The 16,707-nt window shown below is 23.2% G+C and carries 21 protein-coding genes; 12 read left to right on the top strand and 9 right to left on the bottom strand.

Going from position 1 to position 16,707, the window contains the following annotated elements:
- The first annotated feature begins 221 nt into the window (after positions 1 to 221).
- Positions 222 to 1,514, top strand: coding sequence for a branched-chain amino acid transport system II carrier protein (gene brnQ / locus AC4FQ1_RS04190; RefSeq protein WP_303130235.1), 1,293 nt, complete (start codon positions 222 to 224; stop codon positions 1,512 to 1,514).
- Positions 1,515 to 1,656: 142 nt separating this feature from the next.
- Positions 1,657 to 1,803, top strand: coding sequence for a hypothetical protein (locus tag AC4FQ1_RS04185; protein ID WP_491148221.1), 147 nt, complete (start codon positions 1,657 to 1,659; stop codon positions 1,801 to 1,803).
- A 136-nt stretch (positions 1,804 to 1,939) separates the two neighbouring features.
- Here the strand turns inward: AC4FQ1_RS04185 and AC4FQ1_RS04180 are convergent, their stop codons facing one another.
- The 3 genes from AC4FQ1_RS04180 to AC4FQ1_RS04170 form a co-directional block, all read right to left on the bottom strand.
- The gene (locus AC4FQ1_RS04180) at positions 1,940 to 2,128 is read right to left on the bottom strand and encodes a hypothetical protein (protein WP_303130231.1); all 189 of its coding nucleotides are present in this window, start codon (positions 2,126 to 2,128) and stop codon (positions 1,940 to 1,942) included.
- Positions 2,129 to 2,178: 50 nt separating this feature from the next.
- Positions 2,179 to 3,474 (bottom strand): acetyl-CoA hydrolase/transferase family protein, encoded by a 1,296-nt coding sequence (locus AC4FQ1_RS04175; protein ID WP_491148218.1) that lies wholly within the window; start codon positions 3,472 to 3,474, stop codon positions 2,179 to 2,181.
- Positions 3,475 to 3,700: 226 nt separating this feature from the next.
- A complete protein-coding gene (locus AC4FQ1_RS04170; RefSeq protein ID WP_491168996.1) occupies positions 3,701 to 4,567 on the bottom strand; it encodes an MBL fold metallo-hydrolase in 867 nt (288 codons plus the stop codon).
- A gap of 289 nt (positions 4,568 to 4,856) precedes the next feature.
- On the opposite strand from AC4FQ1_RS04170, the gene AC4FQ1_RS04165 reads away from it, so the two are divergent.
- The 4 genes from AC4FQ1_RS04165 (at position 4,857) to AC4FQ1_RS04150 (ending at position 6,469) form a co-directional block, all read left to right on the top strand.
- Positions 4,857 to 5,255 (top strand): HsmA family protein, encoded by a 399-nt coding sequence (locus tag AC4FQ1_RS04165; protein ID WP_303130228.1) that lies wholly within the window; start codon positions 4,857 to 4,859, stop codon positions 5,253 to 5,255.
- Between the two features lie 337 nt (positions 5,256 to 5,592).
- Positions 5,593 to 5,802, top strand: a complete 210-nt coding sequence (locus AC4FQ1_RS04160) for a zinc ribbon domain-containing protein (RefSeq protein ID WP_303130226.1) — start codon at positions 5,593 to 5,595, stop codon at positions 5,800 to 5,802.
- Between the two features lie 172 nt (positions 5,803 to 5,974).
- Positions 5,975 to 6,196: a DUF1659 domain-containing protein gene (locus AC4FQ1_RS04155; RefSeq protein WP_303130225.1), complete on the top strand. Its 222-nt coding sequence runs from the start codon at positions 5,975 to 5,977 to the stop codon at positions 6,194 to 6,196.
- Positions 6,197 to 6,241: 45 nt separating this feature from the next.
- The gene (locus AC4FQ1_RS04150) at positions 6,242 to 6,469 is read left to right on the top strand and encodes a DUF2922 domain-containing protein (protein WP_491168995.1); all 228 of its coding nucleotides are present in this window, start codon (positions 6,242 to 6,244) and stop codon (positions 6,467 to 6,469) included.
- 131 nt (positions 6,470 to 6,600) lie between these two features.
- Here the strand turns inward: AC4FQ1_RS04150 and AC4FQ1_RS04145 are convergent, their stop codons facing one another.
- Positions 6,601 to 7,092, bottom strand: coding sequence for a CarD family transcriptional regulator (locus AC4FQ1_RS04145; protein WP_303130220.1), 492 nt, complete (start codon positions 7,090 to 7,092; stop codon positions 6,601 to 6,603).
- Between the two features lie 357 nt (positions 7,093 to 7,449).
- Here AC4FQ1_RS04145 and AC4FQ1_RS04140 point away from each other — a divergent pair, with 357 nt between their 5' ends.
- Positions 7,450 to 7,974 (top strand): hypothetical protein, encoded by a 525-nt coding sequence (locus AC4FQ1_RS04140; protein ID WP_491168994.1) that lies wholly within the window; start codon positions 7,450 to 7,452, stop codon positions 7,972 to 7,974.
- Between the two features lie 80 nt (positions 7,975 to 8,054).
- Positions 8,055 to 8,720: a DUF4352 domain-containing protein gene (locus tag AC4FQ1_RS04135; protein ID WP_491148209.1), complete on the top strand. Its 666-nt coding sequence runs from the start codon at positions 8,055 to 8,057 to the stop codon at positions 8,718 to 8,720.
- A 43-nt stretch (positions 8,721 to 8,763) separates the two neighbouring features.
- Here AC4FQ1_RS04135 and AC4FQ1_RS04130 read toward each other — a convergent pair whose 3' ends face one another.
- Entirely contained in the window at positions 8,764 to 9,309 is a 546-nt protein-coding gene (locus AC4FQ1_RS04130; RefSeq protein ID WP_491168993.1) for a hypothetical protein, read from the bottom strand.
- A 550-nt stretch (positions 9,310 to 9,859) separates the two neighbouring features.
- On the opposite strand from AC4FQ1_RS04130, the gene AC4FQ1_RS04125 reads away from it, so the two are divergent.
- Complete coding sequence (locus tag AC4FQ1_RS04125; protein ID WP_491168992.1) at positions 9,860 to 11,419, top strand: alpha-amylase family glycosyl hydrolase; 1,560 nt, start codon at positions 9,860 to 9,862, stop codon at positions 11,417 to 11,419.
- 50 nt (positions 11,420 to 11,469) lie between these two features.
- Here AC4FQ1_RS04125 and AC4FQ1_RS04120 read toward each other — a convergent pair whose 3' ends face one another.
- The 3 genes from AC4FQ1_RS04120 to AC4FQ1_RS04110 form a co-directional block, all read right to left on the bottom strand.
- Entirely contained in the window at positions 11,470 to 11,616 is a 147-nt protein-coding gene (locus AC4FQ1_RS04120; protein WP_303130013.1) for a hypothetical protein, read from the bottom strand.
- 95 nt (positions 11,617 to 11,711) lie between these two features.
- Positions 11,712 to 12,095, bottom strand: coding sequence for a NifB/NifX family molybdenum-iron cluster-binding protein (locus AC4FQ1_RS04115; RefSeq protein ID WP_491168991.1), 384 nt, complete (start codon positions 12,093 to 12,095; stop codon positions 11,712 to 11,714).
- Positions 12,064 to 12,462: an ArsR/SmtB family transcription factor gene (locus AC4FQ1_RS04110; protein ID WP_491168990.1), complete on the bottom strand. Its 399-nt coding sequence runs from the start codon at positions 12,460 to 12,462 to the stop codon at positions 12,064 to 12,066. Before AC4FQ1_RS04110 ends, AC4FQ1_RS04115 begins: the two co-directional genes overlap by 32 nt.
- A 159-nt stretch (positions 12,463 to 12,621) precedes the next feature.
- On the opposite strand from AC4FQ1_RS04110, the gene AC4FQ1_RS04105 reads away from it, so the two are divergent.
- Positions 12,622 to 13,680, top strand: a complete 1,059-nt coding sequence (locus tag AC4FQ1_RS04105; protein WP_491168989.1) for a tetratricopeptide repeat protein — start codon at positions 12,622 to 12,624, stop codon at positions 13,678 to 13,680.
- A 41-nt stretch (positions 13,681 to 13,721) separates the two neighbouring features.
- Here the strand turns inward: AC4FQ1_RS04105 and AC4FQ1_RS04100 are convergent, their stop codons facing one another.
- On the bottom strand, positions 13,722 to 14,291 hold the full coding sequence (locus AC4FQ1_RS04100) for a serine/threonine protein kinase (RefSeq protein ID WP_491168988.1): 570 nt from the start codon (positions 14,289 to 14,291) through the stop codon (positions 13,722 to 13,724).
- A gap of 191 nt (positions 14,292 to 14,482) precedes the next feature.
- Between AC4FQ1_RS04100 and AC4FQ1_RS04095 the strand changes: the two genes are divergently transcribed.
- Together AC4FQ1_RS04095 and AC4FQ1_RS04090 are read left to right on the top strand one after the other, a co-directional pair.
- Positions 14,483 to 15,286 (top strand): CPBP family intramembrane glutamic endopeptidase, encoded by an 804-nt coding sequence (locus AC4FQ1_RS04095; protein ID WP_491168987.1) that lies wholly within the window; start codon positions 14,483 to 14,485, stop codon positions 15,284 to 15,286.
- Positions 15,287 to 15,561: 275 nt separating this feature from the next.
- Positions 15,562 to 16,182 (top strand): alpha/beta hydrolase, encoded by a 621-nt coding sequence (locus AC4FQ1_RS04090; RefSeq protein ID WP_491168986.1) that lies wholly within the window; start codon positions 15,562 to 15,564, stop codon positions 16,180 to 16,182.
- Positions 16,183 to 16,707: the final 525 nt, after the last annotated feature.

The raw sequence follows: 16,707 nt of genomic DNA, 5'->3' as shown, positions 1-16,707 counted from the left end.
TAATAATTTAATACAATGTTTATAAAATAATAGTAATTGTATAAAAATTTAAGCTTAAAATTAAATTTATTTTATTATATTGTAATATTTACAAAATAATGTTTTATATGATAAAATAGATGAAACATTGTAGCAGTGGGACAGTAGTATAGTTAGAAAAGTTAAGATTTAAGTACAAAAAATTAAAAGAAAAATTTAATAGTAGTATAGGAGGTATGAACATGAAAAGAAAACATGATTTCATAGCAGTAGGTTTCACAATATTTGCCATATTCTTTGGAGCAGGAAACTTAATATTTCCACCAGAGATTGGTATAAACTCAGGAAAAGATTGGTTTATGTCTTTATTAGGATTTTTTATTTCAGGAATAGGACTACCCCTTCTTGGAATATTGGCACTTAATAAAGCAGGTAGTTTAGAAAAGTTTGGAGAAAAGATAGGGTCTAAGTTTACAAATATTTATACAGCATTAATTTTAATATGTTTAGGACCAATTGTTGCAATTCCAAGAACTGGAGCAAGTACTTATGAAATGGCTTTATTACCTAATATAGGAGATACTATAAGTCCTGGTATTTTTGCAGCAATATTTTTTGCAATAACACTTATATTAACTTTAAAACCAACAAAAATTGTAGGATATATTGGTAAGGTATTAACACCAATAATTTTAATTATACTTTCAGTAATTATAATTAAAGGTATATTTTTTACTGAACATGCATTTAGAGATGGTACAGTAAACGGATTTAGTTTTGGATTTATAAATGGATATCAACCAATGGATGCACTAGGAGCACCAATTACAGCAGTAATTGCTATAAATGCAATAGTTGCTTTAGGTTATAATAAAGATTCAGAAAAAAAATCCATTTTAAAGAAAGCGAGTATAGTATCAAGTATTGGTTTTATATTTGTTTATGGTGGATTATTATACTTAGGAGCAGCTCTTGGAGGATATTTTCCACAAGATATAAGTCAAGCTGAACTAACTATAGGTATTGCTCATTTAATTTTAGGTAACTTTGGTAAAGTAGCACTTGGAATAGCTGTTGCAGCTGCATGTCTTACAACATCAATTGGTTTAACAGCTATGGTAGGAGAGTTTTTCTCAAAGGTGTTAAAGATTAAATATGAAATTATAGTTGCAGTTATTTGTGTTGCATCAGCAGTTATGTCTATTGCAGGTATAAGCAGTATAATATCACTTGCAGTACCAATACTTATGATTTTTTACCCAATGCAAATAGTTCTTATATTATTTAATATAATTGGAGTAGAGAGTAAGTTAACTTATAAGATTACAGTATATACAACTCTTGTAGTATCAGTATTAGATGTTCTTCATACTCAATTTGGAGTAACAGCTCTTAATGGAATATTTAAATTTGTACCATTAGCTAATGTAGGATTTGCATGGGTAGTGCCAGCAGTTATTGCGATAGTAGTTTCAATTATACTTAATATGCTTTTAAAGAAAGAAGAAGCAGCTGTAGATATGTTAGATAGTTAATAAATTTATATAAGAGAAGGTATTAGATTTAATCTAATACCTTTTTAATATAGTTAAACGAATAATTACAGGAGGATTTTATCTTATGGTTTATGCGCCTTATTTGCTCTTCATTTTTAATAGAATATGAAGAGTGATTAAGATGATAATAAAAAATTTAATAAATATAGTTAATAATGATGAATATAAAAAATTAATAGTATTTGCAATACCATTAATGTTTAATAGTATAACTTCTATGATTATAAGTCTTTTTGAATTAGCACTTAGCTTAAATATTTTATTTTAAATATAAAAAATAATGGGTTAAAAGTTTTAATATTAATTAAATAAAAAGGATATGTTATATTTTATAACATATCCTTTTTATTTTGAACGAAGTATTATATTATTGAAATATTTATATTATAAATTTAGTATTGAGCTTAATTACCTAGAACTTGTGATGCATTTCTGATTATATTTTCAATGTAATCAGAACTTTCTTCACCAAAGTAGTTTAGTATTTCTTCACAAGAGGATGAGTTTTTTGTAAGAATTTCAAGCATTTTAACTTGATTATTTAAGATAGCTAATTGTTTTTCCATATTTTTAATTGATTCTTTTTCAGTCATATTGAACACATCCTTTTTTATAAATTTTAATTTTATAACATTAAATCTTATTAAATAAGATTATTGGCTTTTGCAAACTCTGTAAGCTCATCTCTGAATTTTGGGTGAGCTATTTTTATTAAACTTTTAACTCTATCTCTTACACTTTTTCCTGTAAGGTTTGCGATACCATATTCAGTAACAACATAATCAACATCATTTCTAGAATAAGAGATTGCAGTTCCAGGTGCGTGTCCTGTTGATATAGTTGAAATTGTACCATTTTTAGCAGTAGAGTGAAGTGCTATAATTGATTTTCCTCCCTCTGACATAAATGCTCCAATTCCAGTATCGCTTTGTCCACCTGTTCCACTATATTGATTAAATCCAAAGCTTTCAGATGAACATTGACCTGTCAAATCAACAGATAAAGCTGTATTTATTGAAATCATTTTTTTATTTTTTGCAATTACATATGGATCGTTTACATAAGAGCAAGATTTTAATTCTACACAAGGATTATCATCTAAAAAGTCATAAAGTTTTTGAGTTCCAAGAGCAAATGTTCCAATTATTTTATTTTTGTGAAGAGTTTTTTCACTATTTGTAATAACTCCAGAATCAAAAAGGTCAACTATTCCTTCTGTAATCATTTCTGTGTGAACACCTAAATCTTTTTTTGTCATTAAAGATTTAGCAACAGCATTTGGAATTCCACCAATACCAAGTTGTATAGTAGAACCGTCTTCAACTAAAGATGCTATATAATCACCAATTACTAAGTCAGTTTCTGATGGCTCTTTTGGTTGAAGTTCTGGAACTTTGATTGTATTTTCCATTATATAATTAACTTCACTTATATGAACTTGTGTATCACCATGAGTTCTTGGTAAGTTTTCATTTACTTCAAGAATTACTATATCTGCTTTTTCTACATTTTCACGTTCATAAACTAATGAAAGTGAAAGTGAGAAGAAACCGTGTTTGTCCATTGGAGTTGCAGCTCCAACAAATATATTAGGTTTTCTATATCTTAATCTTTTAGTAGCAGAATATCTTAAGTGAGTAGGGATATATGCTCCTAATCCATTTTTTCTAGCATTTCTTGCAGGTCCTCCCATAAATAGAGATTCATTAAAAAAGTGACCTTTCATAGATTCATCTGTATTATAAATATACTTATTTAAGCTTAACATTGTTACCACATTAACATTTTCAACTCTATCTTTAATTGTATGTAATTTATTAAGAAAACCTTGTGGTTCACATGGTCCTAGTGAACAAACTATTTCATCATTTGATTTGACAAGGTTTAGTGCGTCATCCACTGTTATAAGTTTTTCTTTATATTGTTTTGAATAATCCATAAAAAATACCTCCATTATACCATAAAATAAGTTAAAATTTTAACAAAGTGGTTAAAAAAAAGCGCAGCTAATCTATAAACCTTATAGAATAGCACGCCACTCATAATTCTCTCAATGCGTACATTTAAAACATATAAACTTTTTATATATATTATTTAACTTGAGTTTATTATATACCAAAATTAAGAAAAATAAAACACTATTTGAAATTGTTTACAATTTATTATTAAATTATTGTAAGTTCTTTTTTATTGCCTTCAATGAAGCAATTCATATCATATACATCATCTTCATTAGGTTCTTTATTAAAAACTTTTTTAAATTCTTTTATACAATCTTCAATAGAAAGCTTATCAGAAACAATATTACTTAATAGTTTCATATGATTTACATATTCATAAAAGCTCTCTTTAGTATATAATCCGTGATGAGAAGGAACATAATAATCTGCCTCATAACATTCAAGTTCTATTAATAGTGGAATAAATTTATCTTTTGAATAACTCCAAGCACCATTATACATATCTAAATAAAGAGAATCACCAACAAAAGCTGTAGTTTTATTATTTTCTTCTATTAAAACTATTGAATTATCATTTGAGTGATCACTAGATATATGTTCAACAAAAACTTTAACTCCACCTAAATCTATTTTTAAAAATTCATCATAAATTATATCACCTGTTGGTATTAAAATCTCTCTATCATCATTTGGATGTTCTATTTTTATATGTTCTAAACAAAATTCAATTTCTTGTCCATTTTTAACTCTTTCTTCTAATGCACTGTTTGTCCATTTTAAATCTCTAAGTGAATCAAGTTTTTCATTAGTTACTCCATTTACTATATTTATTAAGTTCATATAATTTGCTCCAACTATATGATCCCAATGCCAATGTGTTATAACTAAATATTTTATTTCAGAAGTAGCTATTTTTTGGGCTTCCTTTAAAAAGCTTTCTGCATGACTTTTTGAATTTCCACCATCAATAACTAAACTATATTTATCTCCAATTACAAGACCAAGGGTTGGTCTGTCTCCAGATTCTTTGTGCTCCATATAATATACTCTATCTGTAAGTTTTTTTAGCATATTTTCATCCCTTCTTTTTGTATTATTTAGTTAATTATAACATTTATATATATCTAATCTCAATTTAATAACTTTAAAAAAAATATAGCTTATTTATTAAACATTATTTAATAGTCTGTTCATTGTATTTGTTAATAAAAAATATTATGATAATAAAGTAGTTAGGATGCTAACTAAATTTATTTCAGTAGTGAAATAAAGGATTTAAGCAAAGTTTTGTGTACTTTTTACTTAAATGAAATTATGTTAATAAAAAATAGTAAACTTTAAAAGAAAAGGAGAGATTTTTATGCCAAAATTATTAATTCCAGCAATTATATTTATAACACTTGCATTAATTTTTTATACAGTAGGTGTATGGGGAGAACATAGAGCTAAAGTATTAGAAAAGAAACATGTTATCATTTTCTGGTGTGGTTTAGTTTGTGATACTTTAGGAACTTTTACAATGAGTAGAATTGCAGCAGCACATGCTGATAAAACAATAACACCAACACAACTTTTAATTCATCAATCAACAGGTATGCTTGCAATATTATTAATGTTATTCCATGCAGTTTGGGCAACTTGGGTTTTAAATAAAGGAAGTGAAAAAGCTAAACAAGCATTCCATAAATTTAGTATGGTAGTTTGGTTTATATGGTTAATTCCTTACTTTGTAGGAATGTACATTGGAATGGCAGGCTAAAATATAAATAAATTTGTTTTATATAATAAATTTATTTTAGATTAACTTAATAGATGTAAAAGAAAAGGTGCTAAGTTTTAGCACCTTTTCTTAATACCAGGAGGTCAGGAGTATCAAAAAGGTTTATATTAATATATATTAATGAAAGTTGATATTTAGGATAAAATAAATGGTTAAATTTTAAGAATTTTTATAATTAATAATTGAAATTATAATATATATAATTATGTAAACAGGTTTAATTGTTTTATATTAAGGCAAAACTAATTATTATTTAAGGATTTTTTAAAGAAATTTTTGTATATTTAAATAAAGAGATTTTAAAGGGGAGATAATTATGGAAAAAAAGCAGTATGTTTGTGCAAAGTGTGGAAATAATCATTATGAATCAGATCAATTTCAAGCTACAGGAGGAAATTTCGCAAAGATATTTGATATTCAAAATAAGAAATTTATAACTATAAGCTGTACAAGATGTGGATTTACTGAGCTATATAAAGCACAAAGCAGTGATGGTTGGAACATACTTGATTTTTTAATTGGTTAATTTTTTGTATTTTAAATAATTATATAATAAATAGGATTTTAAGAGAGTTTTGCATTTTATGTAAGGTTCTCTTTTTTATTTTAATAGATTTTTCAAAGTTAAAATATTTTATAAAAAATTTCTTTCATTTTTAGTAAAGTGCATATTTATTAAATGAAAGGAGTTGATAAGCATGGCAACAAAAACAATAAAAGGATTAGCTTTATCAGTAAATTATAATAGGGGAAAGGATGAGAAGGAAAATGATATAATTAAGCATCAAACTTATAAGAATTTAAACTTACAAGCAAGTGATGAAAATATATATGCAGTAGGAAAAGCTATATCAGAATTAATATCTTATCCATTAGTTTCAATTGAAAGAGAAGAAGAAAGCGTATTAATATCAGAATAATTTAAGAAGAAAAATAGTTTTATAAATTAAAAGGGGGTATTTATAATGATTGATAGAATATTAGTTATTGGGTTTAAAAATGAGCTTGGTAAAAGGGTTAATTTAACAATTAGAGAAGTAAGAGATGATTTAACTAATACTGAAGTAAATGATTTAATGGACTTAATTATTGAGAAAGATGTATTTATTACATCTGGTGGGGCTTTAAGTGAAAAAGTTAAAGCAGAGGTAATTACAAAAGAAATAACAGAAATGGAATTAGTAATATCATAAAACATTTATTAAATAAAAGATTAATAATAAAAAAATAGGGACGTATTTAGCGTCCCTTAATACTTGAATTTAATTTTTAAATAACGCTAAATCAAAGTAGTTTATTTGAAAAATATATTTTTTGATTTGAATTAAAAGGTTATAGAAGCGTTTAATAATTCTTCAGCTTCAGTATTAGATAAGTTTTTAGATTGACATATTTCTTCGATTAAAATTTTCTTTGTACTTGTTAGCATTTGTTTTTCAACATTATTTAAATGATGTTTAGAATTGATTTTACTAAGATTACATATAACTTGTATACAATCTGTCAAAGTGCCAGATTTAATCTTTTCATTATTAATAGCAATTCTTTCTCTAAAATTGTTAGGGATTGAATCATAATCTATATCTAAGAATTCATCAATATGGTCAAATATGTTATCAATTTCATCTTTATCACTTACTAATCGTATATGTGATGGTTCAACTACGCTAAATGGTACCATTAATTTCATTGAACTATTAAAAAGGTGTATTTTATAATAATTTTGCATTTTTCCTTTGAATTCTTTTGATTCAATAAGATCAATAACACCTACCCCTTGGCTTGGATATACAATTTTATCACCGACATTAAACAAATAAAAAACCTCCTTATTATATTTTTCTTATGTGCATAACTTTTTTAATAATAGTTTTTATCCTATAAATTGAGATAAATTAAAAGCAATAATATAGCATTATTACTTTGAAGCAAAAAAAATTTTTTATTATTTAAATATATTATAACATAATTTTTTATAATAATAAAATTTTTATTATATCACAAATTATTAGTGGTATCAATTACAATATATATTTATATATTATTTAGGCAATAGGCTTTATAACAATATGTAATTTTATAAAAAAATAATTATAAAAAACAAAAAGCTGTGAATTTTTTAAATAAATATTGGTTAATATGGAGATTATATATTAATGTATGGGGTGAGATTATGAGAAAAGAATTTAATTTCTTATTTATAGCATTAATTATAACGAATATATTTTTTATCGGTATAGCAACAAAGTATAAAAATAAATCAGATATTATAAATAAGTCATTTAAAGTTTATTCAGTAAATGGAGAAAATGAATATTTAAAAGTTACTGATGGAATTATAATAGAAAGCTATAATAAAGATATATTAGAAGGAGGAAGAATTGAATATTTAGGAGTTCATAAAGAAAATTTAAAGTTTTATGAAATTCAAATATGTGTTAATGGAAATGGTGTTGATATAAATGGTAATGAAAAGACAGTATTTTCTACTAAGTTTAAATCAGAAAATTATGATAAACATTTATTTTCCTCTCCAGGAGATTTAAAAGCAAATATAGGCAGAATCTCTGGAGAGTACATAACAAGACATTATGATAAAAAATATTTACTTAATAATATGTATTTAAAATTAAAATTACAATTTGAAAATGGTCAAAAAGAGGAATATAAAGTTAAATTAAATGTAAAGAGGATTTAGAAGATTTTGAATAAATCTCTTTCTTTGTGGTGATACTCTAAGATAATTGAAGTGTATCTATTGCAAAGCGAGGGATTTTTTTGATTAAAGAAAAAATAAAACAAATATTATCAAATAAAATTATAATTGCTATAAGTTCTTTTCTTATAGGAGTTTTATTTATGAGCCTTGTAGGAAATGGGGTAAACCTTACAAAAGAAAGATATCAGTACCTTTTAGAAATGGAGAGTAAAGTATTAAATAACAGTAATTTATACAAAGAAATAAAATCTTATGATAATAACAGTAATAAGTATAAAAGTGATGAAGAAGTTTCTAGTGAAAATTTAAGTGAAGAAAACAATAAATATAAATTAAAAGAAGCATATTATGAAAAAGATGACGATGGAAATAAACTTATGTCTGTTAAGATTAATAGTTTAAATACAACAAAAGAAAGAAATGAATTTTTAAATACAAAGGCTAATAAAGTTATTTTATTAGAATTTACTTATGAAAATTTAAATTTAAGTGAAAATTTATTTATATCAGATAGTAATTTTAAAGTTTATGATAAAGAAGGAAATATATTAGAGAGTTATCCAATAAGTTCAGAAAAGGTTTCGAAGAGTATAAGTAAAGGTAAAAAGTGTACTGCAAGTGCAGCTTATGCTTTAAACAGTAAATCAGAAGATATTATAGTTGAGTTTTATCCAAATATTTTAGATAGTAAACCAAGTGCTATATTTAACTTAAAATTAAATTAGAAATAAAAAAACTACCATATATAAATTATATATGGTAGTTTTTTTAAAACACTCTATCTCCTTCATTATCAAAAAACTCTACTTTATTTGAAAAAGTATCATTAGATTTTATTTTGTATACTCCTAAAATATATTGATTAACATTTAAATTTTCATCATAAAGTATTTTGTCATTATTAACTATTTCGTATTTAGAAGCATGTAGCTTTGAATTATTACCAAAAACTACAACTAAATTGTAATTAGTTTGAGGAAAAATATATATTTCAACAGGATCTGTTTTAAATGAGGAGCCTGATGAACCAAATAAACAATATCTATTTTTAAAAATATTATCTCTATTTAAAATTATAAGTTTGTATGAGTTATTGTTTTTAGTATATAAAAGAAAACATAAATCACCATAGCTTTTTTTCTTTTTAATTTCAATGTTTGAAGAATTTTCTTTTTTTTCAATATAAGATATTAAAGATTCATTATTATTAACGTTTACAGTATCACAAATTCTAAAGGTAAGTATTACAGCAATTACTATTACTATAAAAGATGTTATTTTTATGATTAAAGGGATTATTTTTTTATTTTTCATAATAAAACAGTCCTTTTTAATTAAATTTAAAGTTTGTTTTTCATAATATTAAATTTTCTAAAAATATAATAAAGTTATTTTAGGCTTAAAAACTTTAAAATAAAGCCTAATATAATAATAAAAATAATTAAAATTAAATAGCTTATAAAAATTAAGTTTAATTATATATTTCTTATATATACTAATTATACCATTAAGGTAAGAATTAAAATTATAATAAATATTAATAAAATGAAAACATATACATAAAAGTAATTTTAAAATAAAGCAATTACAAAAAATAAAAAAATATAAGTAAAAATTCAATATATTAATAAATAAATGCACTTAATTTTAATAAATTATAAGTATATACTTTTAATTTTAATTATAAAAAAATATAAATAAAACAAAAGTATTATATTTACAAAAGAGTGGATTAAAAATAGAAAAATGACGTATTTTGACAATTAGAATATATTATAAAAAAGAACTTAATATTATATAATTTATGTGAAAATATAAAAATTAATTTTAATTAATAGGCTAAACAAAGTGGAGGGAGAGAATTTTGAAAATTAAATATGGTAATATTTTAATTTTAAGTTTAAGTTTAATTTTAATTGGATTAATTGTTTATTATTTCGCTGAAAAAGATAGTTTTGTAATCTATAAGAATAGTTTTATAAACTGTCAAGAAGATAGTAGAGTTTATTATGAAATTTCAGTAAGAGAATTTAGTGACAGCAATGGAGATGGAATAGGGGATATTAATGGAATAATTAATAACTTAGATTATCTAGAAAACTTAGGGATAGGAGCCATTAATTTGTTACCTATTCAAGAATCTTATAGTAGTCATGGATATGATATTATTGATTACAAAAAAATAAAAAAAGAATATGGCACAATGGAAGATTTTGAAAATTTAATAAAAGAGGCAAATAGGAGAGATATAAAAGTTAATATTAGTTTAGTTCTAAATAATACCTCAGACAAGCATATATGGTTTGAAGAAGCTAAGAATGGAAATAATAAATATAGAGATTATTATATATGGAAGCGTAGCGAAGATGATGTTGATAAAATTAATCATAATATAATTGCACCTTCAACAAAATTTGCTTGGAGAGAATTAAATGAACATAATATTTATTATGCCTTATTATCACCATGTATGCCGGATTTAAATTTAAGTAGTGAATTTGTTAAAAATGAAATAAAGGATATAGCAAAATTTTATATTGATAAAGGTGTAGATGGCTTTAAATTAGAATTAGTTAAATTGTATTTTAATTCCTATAAAGAAAATGTTGAGTTCATAGAAAATCTAACGAGCTATTGTAAAGGTTTAAGAAGTGATTTTACAATTATAGGAGATGTTAGAGAAGGCGAATCAAATATGAAAGGGTATTTAGAAGTTTTAGATGGTTTTTTATTTTTAAATCTTGGTGATATTATTAAGGAAGGATTATTAGAAAAAAATATAAACAGTCTATCTAAAAAGTTATCGAATTACTATTATCAATTAAATAAATATTCAAATAATAATTTTGCAATTTATCCTATTTTAAATAATAAATTTGAAGATAGATTTATAAATAGTTTAGGGGTTTCTGAAGAAAATATGAAAATGGCAGCTACTATTTATTTAACTTTACCTGGCAATCCTATTATATATTTTGGTGAAGAATTAGGGGTTTCTGGGAAAGGTTTTGTTAAAAGTAAAAATGAAGCTAGCTTAATTGAGTTTATTAATTATGATAAAGATAAAGCTAGTAAGATTTATAATAATATAAATAAAAATATATTATTAAGTAATTTAGAAAAAAATAAATCTATATATGAGTTTTATAAAAAGTTATTAAAGGCTAGAAATGAAAATATATCATTAAAAGAGGGTACAGTCCATTATCAAAATTCGGGAAAAGAATCAGTTATGATAATGAAAAGAAAGATGAAAGATGAAATTTCATATGTAATAATAAATAGTAATAAAAATTTAGTTAATGTAAATTTACCAGCAGGAGAATATAAAGTTACATTATCTAATAAAAGAGAATCAGAAATTGAAAATATTAAAAAAAATTTATATATAGATGGTGAAGAAATATTAATATTAACTAAATAAAATATATATAGAAAACTATCTCAACTATTAATTTAGTTGAGATAGTTTTTTTAGAATTTAGAGGTTATTTCATTTTTTTCAATTCTTTTTATATCTTTTAATCTTAAATGAGTTTCAGCTATTATATCATCATATGATTCACCTTCAATGAGCATTTGCTTAGCTTTTTCATGTGAAGCCTTTTCTTTTATAGCCATAATTACAACCTCCTAAAATATAAAGAAATTTCTTAATTAGTTTTTCTAAATTAAATAATAGATATTCATATAGAAAAATATTTTTATTTTAAATTTTAGTGATGACCACAAGAATGTACTGAAGAATGTCCAGCACAAGAGTTTGCAGGATTAAATTCAATTAATTTATTTTCCATAAATAAATTAACATTTTCTTTTAGTGAAGTATTTTCTGCTTTGAATACTTTTTTTCCTAAGATGTTTAATTTATTTATAGCACCAGCACCTATTCCAAGAACTAAAACAACATCTATGTCAGCGCCACCGATTGCTTTAATTGGTTGACATTTACCGTGTTCATGGTTTAAGTCGCCATTGTTTATAGCTTTAATTTCATTTGTTTCAGTATCAACAACTAAGAAAAATGGTGCTGAACCAAAGTGATTATAAGGAACACTTTCAAAACCTTTATTTTCTTTTACAGGAATACAAATTTTCATTATTAATATCTCCTTTCAAATTAGAATTACAATTTTTTTTACAATGCTTTTTACCTTCACATTGAAATTTTGGAAGGTCAATATAATTTTTAGTTTCTAAAGTTTTGCTTTTAATTGCATTTATAAAATTAACTAATTCATCTAAAATATCATTATTAATTGAATAGTGAACAAAGTATCCAGCTTTTTTACCTTCAATAATATCAGCTTCTTTAAGAACTTTTATATGTTGTGAAACTGCTGCTTCAGATATATTAAGATGTTTAGCTAAACCTTTAGCACAAATATTTTTTTTTGAAAGCAAGATTAAAATTTTTAATCTAGTTTCATCTCCAAAAGCTTTGAATAATTTTTCTATATTTTTCATAAGTACCTCGAAATTTAATTAAGTAATTACTTAATTAAATTTTAATACTATTAGGAAAATAATTCAAGGGGTTTTTAAATATTAAATGGAATAAATTTGTTTATTAGAATATAATTTTTATATAGGATTAAACTAATGAGAGAATGGAGAGGTATAATAATGCTTAAAAAGAAAATAATTACTTTTGTAATAACGGGAATAATATTAAGTACAGGAATTCTTGGGTGTATTAATAGCAATATAAAAAAGGAATTAGAAGATGGGATTACATCTATTGAAAACGGGCAGTATGATGAGGCTAAAGCAGATTTTGAAAATGTATTGAAAGAGGATAGTTCAAATCAAGAAGCAACAAAACTTTTAAATATAATAGATAATTACTATAATTCAAAAAAGGAATTTGAAGCTGACAATATAAAAGAGGCAGAAAAATATATAAATGAAATACCAAGTGAATATTCAAATTATAAGATAAAAGATGATATAAATAATTTAAAGAAAAAAATAAATGATAGAAAGAAAGAGATAGAAAGTATAAATAATGAATTAAATAATGTTGATAAATTAATAAAAGATAAAAAGTATGAAGATGCTAAAAAAGTAATTGATAAAATAGATAATAATGGAATAAAACATCAAAAGGAAAAGTTAGAAGGTTATAAAAAGATAATAAATGAAAAACTTAAAGATCTTGAGGAAAAGAAAAAAATAGAAGAAGAAAAGGCTAAAAAAGAAGTTGTTGAAAAGAAAGAATTAGAAAGAAAAAATAAAGAAAAAGAAGTTATTAAGAAACCTTCATCAAGTAATAAAGTAAATACAAAAAATGAAGTTATCAACAATAATCAGCAATCTAAGAAAGAACATGTGTATAAAAATACTAACTTAGGAATACAAATAACATTTCCTGCAAGTTGGAGTGGACTTTACACTGTAAAATCTTATGATGATGGAATTGGTGTATATATGATACCTCAAGAGCCATATAAGTATAGTAGTGAAGGTTTTCTATTTTCAGTAACTAAGTATAAATCAAAAGAAGATGAAAATTTTAAAGATACTGTTGGAAGTAAAAGATTTGTAACTGCAAAAGGTGTTAAGTATATTATAGGTGGACCAACAGATTTTCCTATTGGTGATGGAGAAAAAAATATGAAATTATATTTAAAGTTAAGTAATGAAAAATATGGGGTTGCAAGTACTATAAAGGCTATAAGCTAATAAAATCAGGCTATCTTATTTATGATAGCCTGATTTTTAGTTTAATATTTATACCTCAATACATGTCTATAAATATTTACTACATAGTTATAACTATCTATCCAATAAGGTAAAAGTTCAGGTTTATAATCTACAACATGCTTAATAAAATCGTCAAATAAGTTAAGCTTTAATAGAACTTTAATTATATCTTTGGGATATTGAGTAACTTTATCATAAGATTTTCTTGGGTCTATAACCATTATATTTTCTTTATTATTCACAAATATGTGAGCATTTCTTATATTTATACGTTTAAATTTAAGTATTTTTAAATCTTCAATAAGATCTATTATTTCTTTTGAAACTTTAAAAGAAAGTCCGTGTTCTCTTAAATATTCATAAAGAGTTTCTCCATGAACACATTCTCTTATTACTATGTTACTAACCTTTAACAGGAGTTTAGGGAAGAATCTGCTATCCTCTGTATTTTTTAATATATTTGCTTCACTTTCGGCAGATTTTATACTATTAAAAACTTTAAGAGCATAACCTTCAGGAGTTAGGTAAACACTTCCTTCACATCCAGAACCTAAAATTTCACAATCATTTAATTTTATAACATATTCCATAATATCACTTTTATAAATTGATTATAATCATTATATGCAAAATAAGGTTTATTGATTAAGTAATTTAAAATGTTAAATTTTATAAATATTTACATAATAGCAAATAAAAATTTAAAATTGAAAAAAGTGTTTAATGATATTATTATTCTATACGTTTATATAAAATGTAAACATATTTAAGGGGGATAAAAATGAAAAAAGCTTTAAAAACTTTAGGCATAGTAATAGGATTACCAGTAATTTTTGTAATAATACAGGCTGTGGTCCAAAGTATGCAAATATTTATAGTGGCAAAACAAAATAATTTACAATTTAGTTATGAAAAAGTTATGCCTTTAATTTCAAAAACAAACCTAGGATTAAATTTATCAGTTTTTATTAGTGATTTAATAATGTTAATAATATTATTATTAATTTTTACAAAACATAAAAATAATCTTATAAATAAAGAAAAATTTAAAAAGATTAGCATAAAAAAATGTTTATATATTATTATGTTAGCTTGCGGAATTTATATGTTATCAATGTGTATAATAACTTTCTTAACACCTATTTTTTCAAGTTATAAGGACGTTCAGATGAATTTAAGTCAAGCACAAAATTCAATAATAGGAATTTTAATAATATCAATATTTGTACCTATATTTGAAGAAATATTTTTTAGAGGTGTTATATTTGGATTTTTAAAAAACAATTATAACATTGTAGTTGCTATTATAATTCAAGCATTAGTATTTTCATTTATGCACTTTAATGTAGTACAAGGGATATATACTTTTATATTAGGTGTTGTTTGTTCATTAATGTATATGTATAGTGAATCATTAATAGGCGGTATAATAATACATATAGTATTTAATTTTTTAGGAATGACACTTACAAAATTGGCTACTGTTTCAGTAGCATTAACAGGAATATTTGGAATTATATTTTTAGTTATATTTTTACCTGTTTCTATAATTATGATTTTAAAATCTAGAAAGCAAGTATATTAAAAATAATATTTAAATTAAAGATTGGAGTTTTAAAACTCCTTTTTTTATATGTTTAAATATTTGTATAGATATAGAAATTTATTTTTATGATGTATAAAATATTAAAAGTTTAAACTATCTATATATAAATAAAAACATAATAGGTAGCTTATAAGTAATATAAGATATTCATATTATAACAATAAATCAATAAGGAGTATAATGTTAGTATAATATATAAGTTCTTATGCTTAAATTAAAAGTTAACAGAAGAAAAAATATAAGAAGGAAAGAAGATGGAAGTTATGAGTAATGTAATTAATTCATATTGGGGAGTAGAGCTAAAGACACATTTAGTTAATCAAGGAAGTGAAACATTGGCAATAGTACTGCCTGGAATAGGTTATACTTTAGATAGAGTAACTCTAGAATATATAAGCGAACTATCACTAAAATTAGGTTATGATTTAATTCAAGTTGAATATGGATTTCAAATTGCAAGAAAAACTTTTGATGTAGCTAAGGAATTTGATATAGTAGCAAAGGAAACTTTAGAGCAAATAAATAGTATACTAAATTCAAAATATAAAAATATAGTTATAATAGGTAAAAGTATAGGAACTTGTGTGCAAAATGTATTAAATGAAAATATAAAAGGATACAATATAACAAATGTTTATATAAGTCCTATAGATAAAACTGTAAATATGGGAATTAAAGAAAATTCATTAGTTATAACAGGAAGTGCAGATCCACTTTTGAAAGAAGAAAATATAAGTAAAATAAATAGAATAAATGGAGTTAAATTAATAAAGTTTGAAGGTGCAAATCATGCTTTAAATATAGAAAAGCATCCAATTGATAGCTTGAAAATTCAAATAGATATAATAAAAGCAGTTGAAGATTATTTAAAGTAATTTAAAATTATAGATAAAAAAGAGATTTTATTCAGTTAAATATTATAAGTTAATAAAGATAATAGTCATAAAGAATATTATCTTTATTAAAGTTTAAATTAAATAATAAAATTTAAAATATATTTTGTTATTTAATTAAAATTATGAATTTTAGAAAAAAACCACCACATATTACGGTGGTTTTTTATTTTATTAAAATTATTATTAAAATTTATATAAATATATGAATTATTAAAAGTTTTAAAATAATTGACTGTATAAAAAGGTTATAGTAACATTGGATGAAATAGTATTAAATTACCATTATTATAAATTATTATTGTAACTTATAATAATGGTAATATAGTATAATTTCTTACAAAATAATTAAGTATTTTTATAAAAATATTTAAATCTATGCAATTTTCATCATTTTAGCTATTTATAATAAATTTATAAAATATAGAGATTTGATTTATTTAAGTATATATAAACTTGTTGAAGTAATAATGTTATTAAATATACTTTTAACTTGAAATTTATAAT

The organism is Clostridium sp. TJA020 (assembly GCF_058310295.1).
Note: the sequence above shows the minus strand (reverse complement) of the source record. Positions and strands in the feature narration are given on the sequence as shown.

What these genes read in the sequence shown, in the direction of transcription:
- AC4FQ1_RS04170 (WP_491168996.1), bottom strand. Translation starts at nt 4,567, where the DNA reads ATGCTAAAAAAACTTACAGATAGAGTATATTATATGGAGCACAAAGAA.
- AC4FQ1_RS04185 (WP_491148221.1), top strand. Translation starts at nt 1,657, where the DNA reads ATGATAATAAAAAATTTAATAAATATAGTTAATAATGATGAATATAAA.
- AC4FQ1_RS04105 (WP_491168989.1), top strand. Translation starts at nt 12,622, where the DNA reads ATGCTTAAAAAGAAAATAATTACTTTTGTAATAACGGGAATAATATTA.
- AC4FQ1_RS04130 (WP_491168993.1), bottom strand. Translation starts at nt 9,309, where the DNA reads ATGAAAAATAAAAAAATAATCCCTTTAATCATAAAAATAACATCTTTT.
- AC4FQ1_RS04155 (WP_303130225.1), top strand. Translation starts at nt 5,975, where the DNA reads ATGGCAACAAAAACAATAAAAGGATTAGCTTTATCAGTAAATTATAAT.
- AC4FQ1_RS04120 (WP_303130013.1), bottom strand. Translation starts at nt 11,616, where the DNA reads ATGGCTATAAAAGAAAAGGCTTCACATGAAAAAGCTAAGCAAATGCTC.
- AC4FQ1_RS04100 (WP_491168988.1), bottom strand. Translation starts at nt 14,291, where the DNA reads ATGGAATATGTTATAAAATTAAATGATTGTGAAATTTTAGGTTCTGGA.
- AC4FQ1_RS04175 (WP_491148218.1), bottom strand. Translation starts at nt 3,474, where the DNA reads ATGGATTATTCAAAACAATATAAAGAAAAACTTATAACAGTGGATGAC.
- brnQ (WP_303130235.1), top strand. Translation starts at nt 222, where the DNA reads ATGAAAAGAAAACATGATTTCATAGCAGTAGGTTTCACAATATTTGCC.
- AC4FQ1_RS04160 (WP_303130226.1), top strand. Translation starts at nt 5,593, where the DNA reads ATGGAAAAAAAGCAGTATGTTTGTGCAAAGTGTGGAAATAATCATTAT.
- AC4FQ1_RS04165 (WP_303130228.1), top strand. Translation starts at nt 4,857, where the DNA reads ATGCCAAAATTATTAATTCCAGCAATTATATTTATAACACTTGCATTA.
- AC4FQ1_RS04140 (WP_491168994.1), top strand. Translation starts at nt 7,450, where the DNA reads ATGAGAAAAGAATTTAATTTCTTATTTATAGCATTAATTATAACGAAT.
- AC4FQ1_RS04180 (WP_303130231.1), bottom strand. Translation starts at nt 2,128, where the DNA reads ATGACTGAAAAAGAATCAATTAAAAATATGGAAAAACAATTAGCTATC.
- AC4FQ1_RS04110 (WP_491168990.1), bottom strand. Translation starts at nt 12,462, where the DNA reads ATGAAAAATATAGAAAAATTATTCAAAGCTTTTGGAGATGAAACTAGA.
- AC4FQ1_RS04095 (WP_491168987.1), top strand. Translation starts at nt 14,483, where the DNA reads ATGAAAAAAGCTTTAAAAACTTTAGGCATAGTAATAGGATTACCAGTA.
- AC4FQ1_RS04150 (WP_491168995.1), top strand. Translation starts at nt 6,242, where the DNA reads ATGATTGATAGAATATTAGTTATTGGGTTTAAAAATGAGCTTGGTAAA.
- AC4FQ1_RS04090 (WP_491168986.1), top strand. Translation starts at nt 15,562, where the DNA reads ATGGAAGTTATGAGTAATGTAATTAATTCATATTGGGGAGTAGAGCTA.
- AC4FQ1_RS04115 (WP_491168991.1), bottom strand. Translation starts at nt 12,095, where the DNA reads ATGAAAATTTGTATTCCTGTAAAAGAAAATAAAGGTTTTGAAAGTGTT.